Annotated in this window: 18 protein-coding genes; 13 read left to right on the top strand and 5 right to left on the bottom strand. The window is 65.7% G+C overall.

Annotated elements, in window-relative coordinates:
* Window positions 1-59: 59 nt before the first annotated feature.
* From metE to BCUN_RS02370, 11 genes are all read left to right on the top strand, one after another.
* Entirely contained in the window at window positions 60-2,363 is a 2,304-nt protein-coding gene (gene metE / locus BCUN_RS02320; RefSeq protein WP_033516211.1) for a 5-methyltetrahydropteroyltriglutamate--homocysteine S-methyltransferase, read from the top strand.
* Between the two features lie 95 nt (window positions 2,364-2,458).
* Window positions 2,459-3,301 carry a methylenetetrahydrofolate reductase [NAD(P)H] gene (gene metF / locus BCUN_RS02325; RefSeq protein ID WP_033517567.1) on the top strand — a complete coding sequence of 281 codons (843 nt, stop codon included), beginning with the start codon at window positions 2,459-2,461 and terminating at the stop codon, window positions 3,299-3,301.
* 49 nt (window positions 3,302-3,350) lie between these two features.
* Window positions 3,351-6,488, top strand: a complete 3,138-nt coding sequence (locus BCUN_RS02330) for a bifunctional [glutamine synthetase] adenylyltransferase/[glutamine synthetase]-adenylyl-L-tyrosine phosphorylase (protein WP_033517569.1) — start codon at window positions 3,351-3,353, stop codon at window positions 6,486-6,488.
* A gap of 151 nt (window positions 6,489-6,639) precedes the next feature.
* On the top strand, window positions 6,640-7,602 hold the full coding sequence (gene pyrB, locus BCUN_RS02335) for an aspartate carbamoyltransferase (protein WP_051920657.1): 963 nt from the start codon (window positions 6,640-6,642) through the stop codon (window positions 7,600-7,602).
* A gap of 4 nt (window positions 7,603-7,606) precedes the next feature.
* Window positions 7,607-8,032, top strand: coding sequence for an aspartate carbamoyltransferase regulatory subunit (locus BCUN_RS02340; RefSeq protein WP_033517573.1), 426 nt, complete (start codon window positions 7,607-7,609; stop codon window positions 8,030-8,032).
* Window positions 8,032-9,423 carry a dihydroorotase gene (locus BCUN_RS02345; protein WP_033517574.1) on the top strand — a complete coding sequence of 464 codons (1,392 nt, stop codon included), beginning with the start codon at window positions 8,032-8,034 and terminating at the stop codon, window positions 9,421-9,423. The genes BCUN_RS02340 and BCUN_RS02345 overlap by 1 nt, the downstream gene beginning before the upstream one ends.
* Window positions 9,424-9,438: 15 nt before the next feature.
* Window positions 9,439-10,401 (top strand): orotidine-5'-phosphate decarboxylase, encoded by a 963-nt coding sequence (pyrF, locus tag BCUN_RS02350; protein ID WP_033517575.1) that lies wholly within the window; start codon window positions 9,439-9,441, stop codon window positions 10,399-10,401.
* Between the two features lie 46 nt (window positions 10,402-10,447).
* Window positions 10,448-11,263, top strand: coding sequence for an iron-sulfur cluster-binding protein (locus BCUN_RS02355; RefSeq protein WP_033517576.1), 816 nt, complete (start codon window positions 10,448-10,450; stop codon window positions 11,261-11,263).
* Complete coding sequence (locus BCUN_RS02360; protein ID WP_033517578.1) at window positions 11,260-12,225, top strand: dihydroorotate dehydrogenase; 966 nt, start codon at window positions 11,260-11,262, stop codon at window positions 12,223-12,225. Before BCUN_RS02355 ends, BCUN_RS02360 begins: the two co-directional genes overlap by 4 nt.
* 22 nt (window positions 12,226-12,247) lie before the next feature.
* Entirely contained in the window at window positions 12,248-12,946 is a 699-nt protein-coding gene (gene pyrE / locus BCUN_RS02365) for an orotate phosphoribosyltransferase (RefSeq protein WP_033517580.1), read from the top strand.
* A gap of 83 nt (window positions 12,947-13,029) precedes the next feature.
* On the top strand, window positions 13,030-13,653 hold the full coding sequence (locus tag BCUN_RS02370; RefSeq protein ID WP_051920522.1) for a hypothetical protein: 624 nt from the start codon (window positions 13,030-13,032) through the stop codon (window positions 13,651-13,653).
* On the opposite strand, the gene BCUN_RS02375 is transcribed toward BCUN_RS02370, so the two are convergent.
* The 5 genes from BCUN_RS02375 to BCUN_RS02395 form a co-directional block, all read right to left on the bottom strand.
* Window positions 13,647-13,994 (bottom strand): winged helix-turn-helix transcriptional regulator, encoded by a 348-nt coding sequence (locus BCUN_RS02375; protein WP_033517089.1) that lies wholly within the window; start codon window positions 13,992-13,994, stop codon window positions 13,647-13,649. The two genes, BCUN_RS02370 and BCUN_RS02375, sit on opposite strands and share 7 nt — an antisense overlap.
* 192 nt (window positions 13,995-14,186) lie before the next feature.
* Entirely contained in the window at window positions 14,187-15,116 is a 930-nt protein-coding gene (locus BCUN_RS02380; RefSeq protein WP_033517087.1) for a LysR family transcriptional regulator, read from the bottom strand.
* Window positions 15,113-15,763, bottom strand: a complete 651-nt coding sequence (locus tag BCUN_RS02385; protein ID WP_033517085.1) for an HAD family hydrolase — start codon at window positions 15,761-15,763, stop codon at window positions 15,113-15,115. The genes BCUN_RS02380 and BCUN_RS02385 overlap by 4 nt, the downstream gene beginning before the upstream one ends.
* Before the next feature lie 78 nt (window positions 15,764-15,841).
* On the bottom strand, window positions 15,842-16,576 hold the full coding sequence (locus BCUN_RS02390) for a hypothetical protein (RefSeq protein WP_051920524.1): 735 nt from the start codon (window positions 16,574-16,576) through the stop codon (window positions 15,842-15,844).
* A gap of 33 nt (window positions 16,577-16,609) precedes the next feature.
* Window positions 16,610-18,379 (bottom strand): bifunctional ADP-dependent NAD(P)H-hydrate dehydratase/NAD(P)H-hydrate epimerase, encoded by a 1,770-nt coding sequence (locus BCUN_RS02395; RefSeq protein ID WP_033517083.1) that lies wholly within the window; start codon window positions 18,377-18,379, stop codon window positions 16,610-16,612.
* 258 nt (window positions 18,380-18,637) lie between these two features.
* Here BCUN_RS02395 and bsh point away from each other — a divergent pair, with 258 nt between their 5' ends.
* Window positions 18,638-19,582, top strand: coding sequence for a choloylglycine hydrolase (gene bsh, locus BCUN_RS02400; RefSeq protein ID WP_033517081.1), 945 nt, complete (start codon window positions 18,638-18,640; stop codon window positions 19,580-19,582).
* Between the two features lie 144 nt (window positions 19,583-19,726).
* Window positions 19,727-20,482: a carboxymuconolactone decarboxylase family protein gene (locus BCUN_RS02405; protein WP_033517079.1), complete on the top strand. Its 756-nt coding sequence runs from the start codon at window positions 19,727-19,729 to the stop codon at window positions 20,480-20,482.
* Window positions 20,483-20,493: the final 11 nt, after the last annotated feature.

Below are 20,493 nucleotides of genomic sequence, written 5' to 3' on the forward strand. Positions count from 1 at the left end.
GCACGAATCCTGCTACTGTGAGTCGCGTTGCATACACGTACCCAGTCATGGAGGAATTCATGAGCGTTCCCACGTCCATCTCCGGTTTCCCGCGCATCGGCCGCAACCGCGAGCTCAAGAAGATCATCGAGGCGTATTGGAAGGGCAACGCAAGCCTTGACGATGTGCGCCGGGTGGGCGCCGAGCTGCGTGAAAGCCACTGGAAGCTCGAACAGGCCGCCGGCATCGACCTCATTCCCAGCAACGACTTCTCGCTGTACGACCAGATGCTCGACACCGCGATCCTGCTGAACGTGATCCCGTCACGCTACCGTCGGCTCGGCTTCGACAATCCCGAGGAGACGCTCTTCGCCATGGCCCGCGGCTACCAGGGGGAGCGCGGCGACGTGACCGCACTGCCCATGAAGAAGTGGTTCACCACGAACTACCACTACCTGGTGCCGGAATTCGACGTTTCCACCGAGGTGAAGCTGGGCAGCACCAAGCCCTTCGACGAGTACACCGAGGCCAAGGAGAAGCTGGGCATCGAAACCAAGCCGGTGCTCATCGGCCCCTACACCTTCCTCAAGCTGGCCCGCACCACCGATGCGCAGGAGCTCACCATCGACGAGGGACTCATCGACGCGGTGGCCGGCGTGTATGCACAGGTGGTCTCCAGGTTCATCCCGCTGGGTGCGCAGTGGATCCAGTTCGACGAGCCCTCCCTGGTCATGGACAAGACCGAGGCGGACATCAAGCTGTTCAAGTCCCTGTACTCGCGCATCCTGCCGGCACGCCAGGGCCGCATCAGGATCCTGCTCAACACCTATTTCGGCAACATCGCCGACGTGTACGAGACCGTCAACCTGTTCGCCTTCGACGGCGTGGGACTCGACCTGGTGGAGGGACGCGAGGAGAACCTCGCCGCAGTCGACCGCTACGGCGTGGCCGAGGCGACCACCCTGTTCGCCGGCGTGGTCAACGGCCGCAACATCTGGCGCAACGACTATGCGCGCAGTATCGCCCTCGTCCAGGCGCTCCGGCAGACCACCGACAAGGTGGCGGTCGCCTCGGCATGCTCGCTGCTGCACGTGCCCTTCAGCACGGCAGGGGAGGAGCAGCTCGGCCAGGACGTGCTCAGGCACCTGGCCTTCGCCCTGGAGAAGCTGGAGGAAGTACGCCAGATCGCCGACCTGGTCGACCTGAACGACGACGCCCTCAAGGCGTCCGACATCCTCAAGGCCAACCAGCTGCTCTTCGACGGCAGCCGCGTGGCGCGCGACCAGGAAGTCGCCGACCGCGTCGCCGCCCTGGGGCAGGAGGATTTTACCCGCCATCCGGCCCGTGCTGAACGCCAGAAACTCCAGCACGAGACCCTGGAGCTGCCGCCGCTGCCCACCACGACCATCGGCTCGTTCCCGCAGACGCGCGAAGTGCGTGCCGAGCGCGCCCGCCTGCGCAAGGGCGAGATCAGCCAGGACCAGTACGACGAGTTCATCAGGAACCAGATCGACGAGGTAATCCGCCACCAGGAGCAGATCGGCCTGGACGTGCTGGTACACGGCGAATTCGAACGCAACGACATGGTCGAATACTTCGGCCAGAACCTCAACGGCTTCCTGTTCACCAAGAACGCCTGGGTGCAGTCCTACGGCACCCGGTGCGTCAAGCCGCCGCTGGTCTGGGGCGACGTGTCCCGCGCACGTCCCATCACCGTGCAGTGGAGCTCCTACGCCCAGTCCCGTACGTCCAAGCCCATGAAGGGCATGCTCACCGGCCCGGTGACCATCCTCAACTGGTCCTGGCCGCGCGAAGACATCACCCATGAAGAGCAGACGCAGCAGCTGGCGCTGGCCATCCGCGACGAAGTGCTGGACCTGGAGGCTGCCGGCATCCCCGTCATCCAGATCGACGAGGCCGCCTTGCGTGAGAAGCTGCCGCTGCGCCGCTCCGACTGGCACGCCAAGTACCTGGACTGGGCCATCCCCGCCTTCCGCCTGGTGCACTCCGCCGTCAAGCCCACCACGCAGATCCACACGCACATGTGCTACTCCGAGTTCAACGACATCATCGAGGACATCGACGCCATGGACGCGGACGTCATCTCCTTCGAGGCCTCCCGCGGCGACCTGGTGGTGCTGGACGCCATCCATGACGCCCGGTTCGAGACCGAAGCCGGCCCCGGCGTCTATGACATCCACTCGCCCCGCGTGCCCTCCACCGAGGAGCTGGTGGCACGGCTCGGCGAGATCCTGGACAAGATGGACGTCTCCAAGGTGTGGGTCAACCCCGACTGCGGTCTCAAGACCCGCGGCAACGAGGAGACCTGGCCCAGCCTGGAACGCATGGTCGAAGCCACGAAGATCGTGCGCGAACGCCTGTAACCGTCGTCATCCACCCGGTGAGGACCGGCGTGGCGGCACTGCATGCCGCCACGCCGGCATCGCCATACCCCATGCCACACTGCCGGAGGAACGCCATGCCCATCTTCTCCCTCGAGATCTTCCCGCCGAAACGCACCGCCCCCGTAGGCACCATCTACGACACCCTCGACGGCCTGCAGGGCCTCAAGCCGGCCTTCATCTCCGTGACCTACGGCACCGGCAGGAGCGCGGACCGCACCGCCACGGCACGCATCGCCCATACGGTGCGCAGCGAGTACGGCATCGACGCGGTGGCGCACCTGACCGCCCAGTACCTGGACGAGGACGCGGCGCTCGAAGCCCTCGACATGTTCGACCAGGCCAAGGTCAGCGGCATCCTCGCCCTGCGGGGCGACCGCGACCCGGAGCGCGAACCCGCAGGCGTCTTCGCCCATGCCAGCGACCTGACCTCCTTCATCCGGGAACACCGTCCGGACATGAAGGTGTACGGCGCCTGCTACCCGGAGAAGCATCCGCAGGCAGCCACCCTCCAGGAGGACGTGGACAACCTCAAACGCAAGGTCGACGCTGGCTGCACGCACCTGATCTCGCAGCTGTTCTACGACAACGAGGACTTCCTGCGCTTCCGCGACCTTGCCGTGGCCGCCGGCGTGGACGTGCCCATCGAGGCCGGCATCATGCCCGTCACCAACCAGCGCTCCGTCCTGCGCATGGCCAACATGTGCCAGTCGCGGATCCCGCCGGCACTGGCGCGCATGCTGGAACGGTGGGCCGACGAGCCGGCCACGCTCAAGGACGCCGGCATCCTCTACGCCTCCCAGCAGATCGGCAACCTCGTGGCCAACGGCGTGGACGGCGTGCACCTGTACACCATGAACCGTCCCTGCGTGAGCCGGCGCATCTGGGCGAACGTACGGTCCCTCTTCGACCAGGCGTAGGTGGGCAGTGGCTTCCCGGCGTCAGGAAAACACGGTACTGTAGTCGCGTATGGACCAACAAGGCACGACTTCCATCACCACGCGCGAGATCATCCATGCCGGCATGCAGGAGATCAGCCGTTCCAGACAACTGCTGCAGGGCCTGTCCGATGACGGCGTCACGGACGGCCAGCTGCGCGGGATGCTGGAGCAGCTGGCGCAGGTGGCGGACCCGGACGCCGCCCTGTCCCGCTTCGTGGACATCCGCAGCCAATACACCCAGTACGGCCATCCGCTGCGCGACTACCTGACGGACGGGGACCGCACGGGGCGCCTCCTGGCCACGCTGGGCGCCTCCAACGCCATGGGCATGCTCATGCGCACCCGGCCGTCCCTGATCGAGGCGGCCACCGGCGATCCCGGGCAGGCGTTGCAGCCCACCAGGCAGGAGCGGATCCGCGCCATGCTGGATGCCATCGGCGTGACGGAGGACGAGGGAAGACCTGTCGCGACCCGGGACCTGGCGACCGGTACGAACGCGTTGCGGCGCACCTACCGCAACCAGCTGGCGGCCATCATGGCGGCAGACGTCACCGCCGTCGACCCGATCGCCGTGCAGCCCGCCATCAGCCGCGCCCTGTCCGACATCGCCGACGCCGCGCTGGAAGGCGCCCTGGCCATCGCACGCCGGGAGGTGCCGGAAAGCGGCAAGGTCCGTTTCGCAGTCATCGGCATGGGCAAGCTGGGGGCCCAGGAACTCAACTACGTGTCCGACGTGGACCTCATCTACGTGGTTGAACCCACCATGGACACCGTCGGCGGTCAGTCCGAGCCGTCCATCGGCGACGAACGGCTCACCCGCATAGGCACGAAGATGGCCACCGTCCTGCAGAAGGTCTGCCAGTCGGTCATCGCCGGCACCACGGAGCCGGCACTGTGGTCCATCGACACCGCGCTGCGGCCCGAAGGCAAGGACGGTCCGCTCGTGCGCCGCCTGGAAGCCCACCGTGCCTACTACGGGCAGTGGTCGGAGAACTGGGAGTTCCAGGCGCTGCTCAAGGCCCGTGCCGTCGCCGGCGATGCCGCGCTCGGCGACTCGTACATGCAGATGGCATCCTCCTTCGTATGGCAGGCCGCCAAACGGGAGAACTTCGTCAACGACTGCCAGAACATGCGCGAACGGGTGGAACGGCTGATCGCCCCGGCACTGCGCGACCGCGAGATCAAGCTGGGTCGCGGGGGACTGCGCGACGTCGAATTCACCGTGCAGATGCTCCAGCTGGTGCACGGCCGCACCGATGCGTCGCTGCGCGTGCGATCCACGCTGGACGCGCTGCAGGCACTCTCCGAAGGCGGCTACGTGTCCCGCCGGCAGGCCAAGGAACTCAGCTGGGACTACCGGTTCGAACGCGTCCTGGAACACCGCCAGCAGATGTGGCAGCTCAAGCGCACCCACCTGTTCCCCGACCTGGGGCCCGGCAGCGACGGCGGCCTCGAGAAGAAACGCAACGTGAGCGTGGACGAACTCAACCGCAACGAGGAACTGCGCCGGCTCGCCCGCGCCGTGTCCATGCGGCCCGAGGAGCTGGTGGAACGCTACGACGAGACCCGGCGCCAGGTACGCCACCTGCACAACGACATCTACTACCGGCCCATGCTGCCCATCAGCGCCACACAGCCCGACGAAAGCGTCATACTGTCCCCGGAGGCGACCATGGCACGCTACGAGGCCATCGGCTTCGCCGATCCAGAAGCCGCACTGAGGCATGTACGCGCCCTGACCGACGGCGTGACACGAGCCGCCAAGATCAACCGCATCCTCCTGCCGGCCGTCCTGCGCTGGCTGGGGGAGGGCCAGAACCCGGACATGGGACTGCTGTACTGGCGCACCCTCGAGGAGCATTTCGGACAGGAACACGAATACCTCGGCTTCCTGAGGGACTCACCCAACGCGGCCCGGCGCCTGTGCCACGTCCTGTCCAATTCGCGCTTCCTGGGCGATTCGCTGAACAAGTCCCTCGAATCGATCACCTGGCTGGGTCACGACGACCTCCTGACGCCCCGCACGCGCGAGGCGCTCGACACGCAGTGCGCCGCCGTGACCGGCCGGTACTCCGAGGGCATGCGCGAATGCGCCACGGCATTGCGGGCCATCCGCCGCCACGAGATCGAGCGCATCGGCCTGGGATGGATGAGCGGCGTGGACGACGACCGCTGCATGCTCACCGGCATGACCGACGTCTACGATGCCATCCTGGACGCCGCCCTGCGCTGGTCCATCGACGCGCAGCTCACGGAATCAGGCATCGAGCAGGCGCCCGCCGCCATCACCATCATCGCCATGGGCCGCTACGGCGGCCGCGAAGTCAACTTCAGCTCCGACGCGGACATCATCATCGTCTACCGGCCGGCTGCCGGCGCCGACGAAGCCACGGCGAACCAGTTCGCACGCAAGGTGCAGGAAAAGCTCAGGTCCCTCATGCAAGGCCCCGTCACGCTGGAACCGAAGATCGAACTCGACATGGACCTGCGACCCGAAGGCAAGAACGGCCCCATGGTCCGCTCCTACGCCTCCTGCGAGGAGTATTACCGCAGCTGGTCCAGCACGTGGGAACGCCAGGCGCTGCTGCGTGCACGCCATGCCGCGGGGGACGCGCAACTGGCATGGGACTTCCTGGACAACATCGCCGACCCCATGCGCTACCCGGACCGGCCGCTCACGCCGGAGGAACTGGGGCAGATACGTCGTCTCAAGGCACGCATGGAAGCCGAGCGGCTTCCACGCGGCGTACGCCGCGACCGGCACCTCAAACTCGGCAAGGGCGGCCTATCCGACGTAGAGTGGACCGTGCAGCTCCTGCAGCTCCAGTACGCCCACGACATTCCCGAACTGCGCGTCAACTCGACCATGGCCGCACTGGATGCGTTGGCCTCCCATGGGCTCATCGACGGGGAGGACGCCGCGATCCTGCGCGAGGCATGGCAGATGTGCACCGATGCGCGCAACGGCAACTACCTGTGGAGTGGCCGGGCCAACCAGGCCGACATCCTGCCCACCGACGTGTACTCGCTCGGCGGCATCGCGGTCTACCTCGGGTACGACGCCAACCGCGGCCAGCGTTTCGAGAACGACATCCTCGCCGTGATGCGCCGCGCCAGGGACGTCACCGAACGGCTGTTCTACGGCAACGAGCAGGAACGCCCCTGACGGATGCCGACGCTTCGCATAGCGGGCACGTGGCTTGCCACGTTGCCGGCAGCTGTTATCGTTGATTAGGTCACACACGCATGGCCACCTTTGACATCCAACGAAAGGTGCACCGTTGAATATGCATGCACAGCCTCCCGTGGACCGCTCCATGGTCGGGATGAGCGTCATCACCCTGGACAGCCTGTCCGTTCCCCAGATCCAGGACCTGCTCCACAAGGCCCGCTACATCGACGCCCACCGCCGCCAGGTGGCCCACACCTGCGAAGGTCGCGTCCTGGCGACGCTGTTCTACGAACCCAGCACCCGCACCCGCCTGAGCTTCGAGACGGCCATGCTCAGGCTCGGCGGCCAGGTCATCGGCTTCGCCGGCGCCCAGCTCGCCTCCGTCACCAAGGGCGAATCGATCAGCGACACCCTCAAGACGGTCTCCAACTACGTCGACGTCGTCGCCATCCGCCACCCCAAGGAGGGTGCGGCACTGGTCGCGTCGCGTGCCGCGTCGGTGCCCGTCATCAACGCCGGCGACGGCGGTCACATGCATCCCACGCAGACCCTCGCCGACCTCGCCACGATCCAGTCGCGGTTCGGCCGCATCACCGACCTCACCGTCGGCCTATGCGGAGACCTCACCTTCGGACGCACCGTCCATTCGCTCATCGAGACACTGTGCCGCTTCGGCAACGTACGCTTCGTGCTCATCTCCCCGAACGAACTGAAGACGCCCCAGTACGTCCTCGACCGCATCAGGCAGACGCCATCCTGCTCGTATGTCGAGGTCAGCGACCTCAGCGAGGTCATCGGCGACCTCGACGTGCTGTACATGACGCGCGTGCAGAAGGAACGCTTCTTCAACGAGGACGACTACCTGCGCCTGCGCGACACCTACATCCTCGACGAGACGAAACTCTCCCTGGCCAAGGACGACATGGCGGTCCTACACCCCCTGCCGCGCGTCAACGAGATCGCCACTGAGGTCGACTCCGACCCGCGTGCCGCCTACTTCGAACAGGTCAGGAACGGCATGCTCATGCGCATGGCATTGGAAAGCTCGGTCCTGGGCGACGACCTGCCCGGGTACGAACCGCTCGAGACACGGACGTTGGAGGTCTGAACCCATGGAAGTCACCAGCATCATCAACGGCATCATCATCGACCACGTCCCCGCCGGCAGCGCCCTCAAGGTCCTCGACTACCTCGACGTGGACCCGTCCAGCGCCCGCCTGGCATTGATCATGAACGCATCCAGCGAACGCTACGGACGCAAGGACATCATCAAGATCGAGGACATCGGCAGCGACGACATCGACCTCGACGTGCTCGGCCTGGTGGCACGCACCGCCACCGTCGGCATCGTGTGTGGCGGACGGATCGTCGACAAGCTCAGGCCGGTCCTGCCTGAACACGTCGTCAACATCATCACCTGCGCCAACCCGCGCTGCGTGACCACCACGGAGCGAGGCATCGACCAGATGTTCCACCTCATGCACACCGAACGCGAGGAGTACCGCTGCGACTACTGCGATGAGGAGGCCCAGTTCTGATGGCATTGACCCTCCACGACATCACCGTATGGGACACGGGGGAGACCATCGACCTGGTGGTCCCCGACGAGGGCCCCGACCGGGACATCGCAGCCGACGACCTCACCTTGGCGCCGGGCCTCGAGGACCCGCACGTCCACTTCCGTGACCCGGGGCAGACCGACAAGGAGGACATGGTCACCGGCTGTGCCGCGGCGGCGGCCGGCGGCTACACGAATGTCCTGATCATGCCCAACACCGTGCCCGCCATGGACGGCGAGACCGTCCGACGCGGCGAACTCGGCGCCGGCGAGGTGCTGGATGCAGGGTACGACACGGTCATCGACTATCTGCAGCATTACGAACAGGTCCACCGGGTGACCCTGCCGGTGCGGTACGAACTGTGCGTGGCGGCCACCAAGGGACGGGCCGGTCTCGAAGCCAGCGACCCGGAGGACTGGGCGTGGTACCTGCCCTATCATGGGGACGGGAAGGACGCCGCACAGATCGCCCACCCGGTCACCGCCATGAGCGACGACGGATCCGCCGTCCCCGAAGCGGTGCTGCGGCAGGTGCTGTCCAACTGCGAGCGGACCGGACTCTACCTCATCGAACATTGCGAACACCACGACACCGGTGCGGTCAACGCAGGCCCCGTTGCCGAACGACTCGGCGTGCCCGGCATCCCCGAGGACACCGAGCTGCGGATCGTGGCGCGGGACATCGAACTGGCCCGCGAAACCGGCGTGCACATCCACTTCCAGCACGTGAGCACGGCCATCTCCTTCGACGCCATCAGGAAGGCCAAGCAGGAGGGGCTGCCCATCACCTGCGAGACCGCACCGCATTACGTGGCGTTGTGCGACGAGGACCTGCTGCGGTATGGCACCCTCGCGAAGATGAACCCGCCGCTGCGTTCCGCCGCGGACCGCGAAGCCACCATCGCCGCCGTCGCGGACGGGACCGTGGACCTCATCGCCACGGACCACGCGCCACACACCCTCGCCGAAAAGGCCGCAGGATTCCTCGACGCCCCCAACGGCATCATCGGGCTGGAATGCGCCTACGCCGTCTGCCACAAGGCATTGGTCGACTCCGGCGCCATCGACGACGCCAGGCTCATCGAGCTCATGTCGGTCGCCCCCGCACGGCTCATGGGCCACAAGGCGACCGACATCGCCGGTTTGCTGGACCACGCGCCCGCCCAGGGCGCCAAGCGCGTCCTCGACCTGCGGTCCGTGCCCGGGGCGGACCTGGTGGACCTCGTGGTGCTGGATACCCGCCGTTCCTGGACCGTCGACCCGGAGGCATTCCGTTCCAAGGCACGCAACACCCCGTTCGGCGGATGGCAGGTCACCGGCATGCCGATGGCCACCATCGTCGGATCCCGTCTCATGTCCGCACGTTGGTAAGGAGCACAGGCAAGCATGGACCGTCTCATTGAAGCCATCGAGGCAGCACAGAACCCAAGCGTCGTGGGCCTGGACCCCACGCCGGCGCTGGTGCCGCCCCAAGTAGTCGATTCCTTCGCCGAGGAAGTCGCCGACCAGGTGGAGGACCCCCGGGAACTGCGGGCCACCCAGCTGTCCGTGGCGTACTTCGCCTTCAACTGCGCGATCATCGACGCCGTCGCCGACATCGTCCCCGCCGTCAAGCCGCAGATCGCCATGTACGAGGCGCTCGGACCGGCCGGCGTCGACGTCTACACCATGACCTGCGAATATGCGCAGCAGCAGGGACTGTACGTCCTGGGGGACATCAAGCGCGGCGACATCGGATCGACGGCCGCCGCCTACGCCGCCCACCTGGCAGGCGTCGCGGGAGGGGAGGAGCCGTTCGACGCATGGCATGAGGATGCCGTCACCGTCAACCCCTACCTGGGTTCGGACGGCATCGTCCCGTTCACGGATGCCGCCAAGGCCGCCGACAAGGACCTGTTCGCCCTGGTGCGCACCTCCAACCCCTCCAGCGTCCAGCTCCAAGAACTGGAGCTTGCGGACGGACGGCGCGTATATGAGCACGTCGCGGCCCTGGTAGAAGAGTGGGGTGCCGATTCCATCGGACGATTCGGCTACTCCCGGGTGGGCGCCGTCGTGGGCGCCACCCACCCGGACGAGGGCAGGGCACTGCGTGGGGCCATGCCCCACACCTTCTTCCTGGTGCCCGGATACGGCGCGCAAGGCGGCACCGCGCAGTCGGTCGCCGGCATGTTCGACCGCAACGGCTCCGGCGCCATCGTCAACTCCTCGCGCGGCATCATCGGCGCCTGGCTCCGGTCGGAACGATGGGACGACTCCATGGAGGCGTCCGAAGCCCTGGAGCTGGTCGCGCAGTGCGCACGCGAAGCGGCCCTCGACATGCGCGACCAGCTGCGCGTCGCCATCCCCTAACAACACGGACCTGGTCATCACATCAACAGCAGGAGAGGAAGCATCAGTGACCACCGCATCATTCATACCCACCACGGCACAGGCCACGGCCGCCGGCTACTATCCGCCGCGACGCACCGTCGAAGTCACCGGCGTGCGCCAGCTCGCCCAGGGCGTGTTCCGCTTGACCTTCCGTGATGCCTTCATCGCGGAGCATGCCAAGCCGGCACAGTTCGTGAACCTCTACTCGCACAACCCGTTGCACATGTCGCCGCGTCCCTTCGGCGTCGCCGATGTGCACGGCGACGAAGTGGCCGTGATCTTCGCCGTCGTGGGCTACGGCACCGACGAATTCAGCCGCATGCAGGCCGGCGACCGGATCGACGTGCTGGGCCCCTTGGGCAAGTCCTATGACGTCGGTGCCGATGCGCATTACGTGCTGGTCGGCGGCGGCCTGGGCATCCCGCCGCTCCTGCGTGCGGCACAGGTCCTGTCCGCACGCGAGGACGCCACGGTGACCACGGTGTTCGGATACCGCAACGAGCATTTCGCCGACGAGTTCGTGGCACCCTTCGCAGATCGGGCCCTGGCCATCGACGAGTCGGAAGGCAACGTGATCACGCTGCTCGAACGCATCGAGCACGAACTCAGGACCGGGCAGCGGCCCGTGACCATCCTGTCGTGCGGACCGCTGCAGATGCTCAAGGCAGTGTCCTCCTGGGCGGCCAACCGGGACATCGCCTGCCAGTTCAGCCTCGAGGAACGCATGGGCTGCGGCTACGGCACGTGCGTGGTGTGCGTGGTGGACACGGTCGACGGACGGCAGAAGGTCTGCGTGGACGGCCCGGTGTTCACGCCCGAACAACTCGGCTGGACCGAATGAGGGGAGTGGAGACAATGAACGAGCAAGCATCCATGGATATCTACGCACCGCACGCATGGCGCCACGGCACCATGGTCGCCGGCGTGCGATGGAAGAACCCCGTCGGCACGGCCTCGGGAACCTTCCAGCTCGCTGCCGTCGGCAATTTCTACGATGTCGCCCAGCTGGGCGCGGTGAGCACCAAGGGCGTCTCCACGGTGCCGTGGGAAGGCAATCCCGCACCGCGCACCGCGGAAAGCCCGGCAGGCACCGTCAATGCCGTCGGCCTGCAGAATCCCGGCGTGGATACCTATTTGGTCGACGAATTGCCCAAGCTCAAGGCCTTGGGTGCCACGGTCGTGACGAACGTCGCCGGCCATTGCGATGACGACTACGCTCAGGTGGTGGAGAAACTTGCGGATTCGCCTGCGGACATGCTGGAAATCAACGTGAGCTGCCCGAACGTGAGCCATGGCGGCATGTCGGTGGGCACCGATCCGGTGGCCCTGTCGCATCTCATCGAGCGCCTGCGCAAGATCACCGACAAGCCCATGGTCGTCAAGCTCACGCCGAACGTCACTGACATCGCCGGCATCGCCCGCGCGGCCGTCGAATCCGGCGCCGACTGCCTGAGCATGATCAACACGCTGGTGGGCATGCGCATCGACATCAGGACGGGCGAGCCCATCATCTCCAATGTCACCGGCGGCGTCTCCGGACCGGCGGTCTTCCCTGTCGGTCTGGCCTGTGTGTGGAAGGTCCGTCAGGCGTTGCCGGACATCCCGATCATCGGCATCGGCGGCATCGACTCGGGGGAGAAGGCACTTGAGTACCTGTATGCCGGCGCCAACGCCGTCGAGGTGGGCGGCGCCGCGCTGGTGGAACCGACTGCACCGCTGCGCGTCGCGCATGAACTGGAGCTGTTGCTCGACGCCCGCCCGGAACTGGCCGACAAACTCGCCAAGGGCGACACCTGGCGCTGAGAGAGGAAGGAGCACCATGACCATGTTCGAGACCCTCGATCACCGTTTCACCAGGTTCCTGCTGGAATCAGGGGCCCTGAAATTCGGTGAGTTCACCCTGAAGTCGGGCCGCAAGTCGCCGTATTTCATCAACGCCGGCGCCTTCGACGACGGACGCAGGATCGCCACGTTGGGTGCCTTCTACGCGGAGAAGATCCAGACGGAGATTGACAACGAGCGGCTGCCGGTACGCATCGACACCATCTTCGGCCCCGCCTATAAGGGCATCCCCCTGGCGGTCACCACCGCAATCGCCATGCAGCTCAACTATGGCGTCACCTGCGGCTACACCTTCGACCGCAAGGAACGCAAGGACCATGGCGACGGCGGTCTCATGGTGGGCAAGCCGTTGGAGGACGGCGCCAACGTCCTGCTGGTGGACGACGTGATGACCGCCGGCACGGCCGTCCGTGAGGTCGTTCCCAAGCTCAAGGCGCAGGCCGACGTGAACATCGTCGGCCTGGTGCTGTCGGTCGACCGCATGGAGAAGACCAAGGACGCGGACGTCTCGGCAGTCCAGGCGGTGCAGGAGGAGTTCGGCTTCCCCGTACTTGCCATTGCCAACGTCCGCCAGATCTTCGACGCCGGACGGCAACTGGCCGATCCGGCGGGCGATGGCATGGTCGTCGACGACGCCATCGCCCGCGCAGCCGAGGAATACCTGGACCAGTACGGCGCATGAACGAATGGCGGTGTGCGTCCCGACACATGTGTCGGGACGCACACCGCCATGTTCCGTACCAGCTGACCGGAAAGAAGGAAGACGTGCCGCAGGCAGTGCTCTATACCGATTTCGACGGGGTGATCAACGCCTTCGGCACCATGTCAAGACCGATCACGGCCCATGACGACACCGCGTTCGGTCTTGACATGGCCAAGACGATATGCGTCGCTGAAGGGCACGCCTATCTGGTGCAATGGTCAGGGGAACTCGTGGCTGCCATGGCGGAGCTGGCCACCGCCGGCTTGGTGGAACTGGCATGGCTCAGCACCTGGCAGCCCTTCACCGGCAGGCTCGAACAGGCATTGGGGTGGGACCATGTCCCGGTCGAGACGGTCCGCTGGTATGATCCGGTGACCTTGGCACACCTGCGGGACGGCAAGTTCGCCGCCATCCAGTCGCGGGCACGCCATGAACAGTTGCAGCAACGGCCGTTGCCCATCATCTGGGTCGATGACGAGGAGTGCACGCCGCAGCGCCGTGACCTGCTGCAGGGGATGGGACTGCGGGTTCCGATGCTCATGGTCCGTCCCGACAGTCGCATCGGCATCTCGCGACGGCAGTGGTCCCTCATCGTGGATTTCCTGAGCACACCGGAACGGTACGGGCAGGTCACCCTGGACGAGGAAGCGACCGCCTCGTCACACGACGGCCACTTCGGCTACTGACGGTCGGACCACAGCATCTGCGTGGCATTCGCATCCGCCAGGTTGACCATCCTCGTCAGCGGCACCACGAAGTCGTGGCCGAGTGGCGTGAGGGAGTATCGCACCTGTGGGGGAGCGGTGTTCCCGATGACATGACGGCGCACCAATCCGTATTTCTCGAGATACTTGAGGTTCTGTGACGCCATGCGTTCGCTGATGCCACCGATGGCGCGGCATAGTTCGCTGAACCTCAGGTCCCCGGATTCAAGCGCCAGCAGGATGAGTGAGCCCCACTTGCTTCCGATGACGGAAAGGGGGAAGCGCAGAGGGCAGGTCTTCTCGAAAATGTCATAACGAGCCATAGAAGTATCATAACTTTGTCTTACGATAAGTAAGGTACTTACTCTAAGTAAGTATTCTTTCCACTCCACCACTGCCATCGAAAACAACACTGATGTAATTTACCAGCACAGAGCACAGAGTGCCACTTCCGTCGGACATGCCGATGCCCCTGCAAGGGGATTCCTCGCAGGGGCATCGGCGTAGTCGAAACCTCAGTCCTCGATGATGTCGTATCCGTGTTCGGACAGGACTTCCCGGAGCTTCTCGAGGTAGGTGAGGGCCGGTTTGCTCAGCTTGGCCCGTTCGTGGTTGATCCATCCCACCAGCATGGTCTCCTCGCATTCCAAGGGCACCGTCACGATCTTCTCGTTGTTGAGGTCGCCGTTGTCGATGCCGGTGCACACCGTATATCCGTTGAGGCCGATGATGAAATTGAGGATGGTGGCACGGTCGGTGACGTTGATCTGCTTGGGTGAGTATTCGGGCCACACGGCCTCCTCCGCAAAGTAGAAGCTGCCTTCCTCGCCCTGCTCGTACTGGATGAAGGGGAACGGCTTGAGGTCGTCCATGGTGACGGTCTTCTTCATGGCGAGGGGGTTGCCCCGGGAGATGAAGACATGCAGGGGTGCCCGGAACAATGGATGGAACTCCAGGTGCTTCTCCCGCAGCAGCTTGCCGATGACCTGCTTGTTGAAATCGGAGAGGTAGAGGATGCCGATGTCGGAACGCATGGTGGCTACCTGGTCGATGATGTCACGGGTGCGGGTCTCCCGGATGGTGAACTCGTATTCGTCGGACTTGATGGACTCGATCATCTTCACGAAGGATTCCACTGCGAACATGTAATGCTGGGTGGAGACCGAGCAGAGCTGCTTGCGCGGCTTGGCGTTCTTGTACCGTTCCTCGAGCAGGGCGGCCTGGTCCAGTACCTGGCGTGCGTAGGTGAGGAACTCGGCACCGTCCACGGTCAGGGAGATGCCCTGGGAGGAGCGTTTGAAGATCTCGATGCCCAGTTCGTTCTCGAGGTCCTTGACGGAGGAGCTCAGGGCCGGCTGGGAGATGTAGAGTGCGTGGGATGCCTCGTTCATGGAGCCGCATTCCACGATCTTGACGATGTACTTGAGCTGCAGCAAGGTGGTCATGGGCGTTCCTCGTTTCCTTCCAATACGTGCAGGTCCTCCAGGTCGGCGCGGACCTGTGCCGCGTCATGGAACCGGAGGGCATGCCACCCGACCGTCCGGGCGCCTTCGACGTTCCTGGCGGTGTCGTCCAGGAAGAGGGTATGGCCGGGGTCGAGTCCGAAGCGTGCCTGTGCGAGTTCGTAGATGGCGGCATCCGGCTTGTGCAGGCGTTCGACGCCGGAGACCACGGTGTCCTCGAGCAGTCCCTGCAGGACGGGGAAGCGTTCGAAGGCGAAGTGGAAGGTCTCGGACGACCAGTTGGTCAGTCCCCAGGTCCTGATGCCTGCCGCCCGCAGGTCGGTCAGGAGCGTTTCCATGCCGGGCACCATGCTGGGGAGGGCATCGCCATAATGCGCGATGTAGTAGGCGAAGACATCCGCGATGTCCTGCCCGTGGTCTGCCTGGACCATGGGCAGGATGTCAGCGAGGAGCATGCCGCCATCCATGCGGTCCTCGTAGTCGAAGAACCCGTAAGGGTCGTCGGGCGCCACGATCGCATCGACCAGTTCCTTGGGATAGTGGCCGTCCAGTGCGGCACGACACTGCCAGTCGACGAGGACACCGCAGAAATCGAAGACGACGTCGGTGATGGTTGGTGGTACTGCCATGACTGCCTTTCCAGACGGTGGGGTGTGGTCCTTCGCGGTCCAGTGTACCGTCTGGGAGGCAACATGGGGCCATCCGGCTCACATATGGTCAAGTACGTCGAGCAGGTCCGTCACGTTGCGTACGTCGCGTACCACCTGGCGGGCGCCATGGCGGTTGGCCACGATGCCGGGCGTGGCATCCACGCCGTATTCCCCGGCGATATGCGGGTAGATCGTCGCGTCGTACAGTTCGGCCCGCACGTTCGTGTTGGCGGCGGCCAGCCGCTGTGCGGCATGGGCCGCCCGCGCGCATTCGTCGCCGTCAAGCGAGACGAGCAGCATCAGGTCCACCGGGTCGTGGATGGCTTCGATGCGTTTCGTCTCCTCCTCGGACAGGGGCTGGCCGGGCCCGGCCGCGTTGAACAGGCCCATGACGAAGGGGTGGAACTGCCGGCCGGCAGGCACGCCATGGAAGGCCAGGCCGGCCGGACCCAGGACGCCGTTCCCGTCGACGTTCAGCACGCGTACCAGGGGAGTGGCGTAGGGAAGGTTGCTGGACAGGTCCACCACGTGGTGGCCGTCGATGCCGAGTCCGGTGACCTGCTCCTCGATGGTCAAGAGCCGTCCCTGCGAGATCGTCACAAGGGCATGCGCCATGGTGCGCAGCAGGAGCGCCTCGGACGAGCGGTCGAGCTGGAGCTGCAGCGTAAGGGGACGATCCATGCGTGCGCACTCGACGCGTATCTTGCGGATCGACTCCTCGCCGAAGAGCTCGGGCCACAGGAAACGTGCGGCATCCAGCGCCGCAGCGCCGTCAGTGGGATGCTGGTCCATGTGATGGGTCTCCTTTTCGTATGTTCGGGTGGTTCAGGCGAACTGGGCGGTGGTAATCAGCAGGTCGAAGGCGTCGGGGAGGGCGTCGACCACGTCCCCGGCGATGATGGGGTGTCCGATGGCCTGTTCGTGGGAATCCTCGGCTTGCTCGCCGACCAGCCGGGGTTGCTGCCATGCGTGCTGGTCGCTGTGGGATGCGAGTGCCGCCGCCAGCGAGTGGGTGTACACGGCGCCGGCCACGGTCGTCGTCATGACTTCGGGGTGCCGTTCCAACCAATCCGCGTGGGAGGCCAGGAAGGCGCCGATGATGCCGGCCAGGACGTCGCCGGCGCCGGCGGTGGCCAGCAGGGATGGTGCACGTCCGCACATCAGTACCCGGGGGGAACCGGAACCGTCTGCGCCGACCACCAGCGTGTGGTCGCCCTTGAGCAGCACGGTGGCGCCGGTGGCCTCCCATGCGCGCAAGGCGCAGTCCCTTGGGCGCGCCGTGACGTCGTCGACGGCGGTGGGGGTGCCGAGGCGGGTGAGCAGCGCCGCCATTTCCCCGGCGTGCGGAGTGAGGACCACCTGCGGCGGCACCCGCTGCGGCAGGAGGTCCAGGGCGCCGGCATCCACGACGATGGGCGGCATGGCCTGTGCACGGCGGTCCGTGCCCGGGTCGCCGGTGAGTGCGTAGTGCTGCAGGAGTGCGCCGATGGCTTCACGCTGGATGTCTTCGCCGTGGTCGTGGGCATGGTCGGGAATGCCGCTGCCGACGACCCACGCCTGGACGTGCCCCTTGCCGAGGACCGCCTCGGGCAGTCGCTGGAGGACGAGGTCCTGTGCGCGACGGGGGCCGAGGTAGCGGACCATGCCGGTGTTGGATCGGGCTGCGGCGGCGGTGCCCAGTACGGCCGCCCCGGGGTATTCGACGGATCCGGTGATGAGCCCGACGACGCCGCGGTCGTACTTGCCGTCGGTGACGTCGGGAATGCGGATGGCCTGCTGGGCGTGGCCGCGGTGGATGAGCTCGACTGCAGGCCGTGCCTGGTCCAGGTCGAAGTCGAAGTCGACCAGGTCCGTGCGGCCGCATGCGCCGGCGGCCGGCGGCAGCATGGCGCATGGCTTGAGTGCGCCGAACATGACGGTGATGTCTGCGGGGATGTAGGGGCCGGGCAGGGTGCCGTCGTCCACGCCGACGCCCGAGGGCGTGTCCACTGCCACGACGAGGGGAAAGGTCAGGGCGGTGGCGTCCTGGGGGAGTGCGGGGTGCGTCGGCGCCCGCCGGTCGTCGGTGCCGAGTGCCTCGGCCATGGCGGCGGGAATGCCCCGCAGGGCTCCTTGCACTCCGATGCCGGTCATGGCGTCGATGAGGATGTGGCTGCGGCGGGCATGGTCGATGGCCTTCGCCAGCCGTGCACCCGCTTCGCCGGAGGAGAAGCCGGTGGGGGCTCCGGGAATCTGCGATGACGGGTCGAGGGGGAAGACATGGCCGCCGTTCTCCATGAAGGTCAGCAGTCCCTCCTCATGCAGTTGCGGTCCCGTCGCAATGGCCGTCACATGCAGTCCCTGGGATGCGAGGATGGCTCCGGCGAACAGCCCGTCGCCGCCGTTGTCCCCGCCGCCGACCAGCAGCGTGATGCGCAGTTGCGCCCCCTGCCATCCCTGCTCGTGGATGGTGTCGATGACGGTCTTGGCGATGGCGTTGGCCGCCATGCGCATGAGGGGGACGCCTTCGTCGAGCAGCGGACCTTCCATGGCACGTACGGCGGCGACGTCGTAGGCGTTCGTGGTGAGTGTGATGTCATGCTCTTCGCTGGTCATCGGCGGGCTTCCTTCGGTCGTGTCATGCGTGGCACGGATGCGCCACATGCTCCTACTCTAGTACCCGGGAAGCTGCCTGCGGTCCGTGGTTCAGCCATGGGCCGGCGAGGGGCGCCATAGGCATTGCCGGGCACCTTCCGCGCCCATTCCGCTGAGGACGATATGCAATGCCATTGCCGGGAGCCACCCTAGAATGGGAGCGAACATACATGGCGGGCGCGCCACGAGAGTGCGCCGGCATCTGGAAAGGACTATGTCATGTGCACTGCCGTACGGTTTACCGATGACAAGGGCAATATGTACTTCGGCCGCAACCTGGATTGGAGCTGCGGCTATGGCGAGAAGATCGTCTACACGCCGGCCGACTACGCCTGGTCGCCGGCCTTCAACGCCGAGGACCGCAACCATGCGGTGATCGGCACCGGCATCATCGTCGAGAACACCCCGCTGTACTTCGACTGCGCGAACGATGCCGGCCTGGCCGTCGCCGGCCTGAACTTCCCCGGCTACGCCCAGTACGCCGAGGACAGCGTGAACTTCTCCACGAACGTGGCCGCCTACGAGTTCCCCCTGTGGGTTGTCCGCAGCTTCACCACTGTGGACGAGGTCGCCGAGGCCCTCAAGAACGTCACCATCGTGGCCAAGCCGATCAACGACCAGTACCCGGTCTCCATGCTTCACTGGATCATCGGCGACGCCACCCGCAGCATCGTGGTGGAGTACACCGCCGATGGCATGCACGTGTACGACGACGACGTGGACACCCTGACCAACCAGCCGGAGTTCCCGTACCACCGCGCCAACCTCATCAACTACGTGAACGCCGACCCGAAGCCGATCGACGAAGCCAAGTGGGGCAACGCCACCCTCAAGGCCTGGGGTGCCGGCCTGAGCGCCCACGGCCTGCCGGGCGACCCGAACTCCACGTCCCGCTTCGTGCGCGCCGCCTACTCCAACGCCCACTACCCGGCCAAGGAGGGCGAGAAGGACAACGTGACCCGCCTGTTCAAGACGCTGTCCAGCGCCGCCATGGTGGAGGGCAACTCCATGATGGACAACGGCCAGTACGAGAAGACGATCTACACGGGCGGCTATTCCACCGCCACGAAGACGTACTACCTGAACACCTACGACGACCCGACGATCGTGGCGTACCCGGTGTCCGAGTTCGACGCCTCCAGCAACGAGCTGCAGTCCAAGTGAGCCGCGTCCGTGGCATTGCCACGACGCTGACCCATGGAGAACGGCCCGCAGGCGGACGGCCTGCGGGCCGTTCTCCATATCTGCCGGTAGGAATGGATGGTGCGAGGGCACCGCCGGCGCCCAAGGACGGAAGGGACAGCGTACATGTTCGAGGAACTGCACAGGAAAATGAACCGCTTCTGGAACAGCGACCGGACCCTCGAACAGACCGATCCGCAGTTCATACGGCTCTTCTCCGAATTCGCCTACGACGAGGTCGTGCACGAACCAGCGGCCAACGACCCGAGGCTCGACGGCCCCGACCGCAGCATCGCCATCATCGCCGCCATCATCGGCGCGCAGGGCATGGACGCCTTCGACATGATGCTGCCCGTCGCCTACGGCGCCGGGGTGAGCTCCGTCCAGCTCAAGGAAATCATCTACCAGGCCACCGCCTACGTCGGCCTTGCCCATGCCCTGCCCTACCTCAAACGGCTCAACGCCTTCCTCGAAGCACACAACGTCGCGTTGCCGCTGGAGAACCAGACGCAGGTAGCGGACGAGGACCTCGCCGAACGGGGCGCCCGGGAACGCCAAGCCGTGTTCGGCGAGCGCGATGGCGCCGGTGACGGCGTGCCTGAGCATATCGACCGTTGGGTCGATGCGTATTGTTTCGGTGCGTACCATACGCGTTCGGGGTTGTCACGGGAACAGCGTGCCATGGTCGCGGTGTGTCTGCTCATGGGGCAGGGTGGGTGTGATGCGCAGTTGGGGGAGTGTCTGAGGGGCAATCTGGTCGTCGGCAATGATGGGCGGTATCTTGTGGCTGTCATGTCCCAGTGCCTGCCGTATGTCGGGTTCCCGCGTGTGCTTGATGCCTTGGCGTGCCTGCGTGGCGTCGTTACGGAGTCGCGGGACTGAAATGGAAAGGA

Source organism: Bifidobacterium cuniculi (assembly GCF_000741575.1).
GTDB classification, from domain to species: Bacteria; Actinomycetota; Actinomycetes; order Actinomycetales; family Bifidobacteriaceae; genus Bifidobacterium; species Bifidobacterium cuniculi.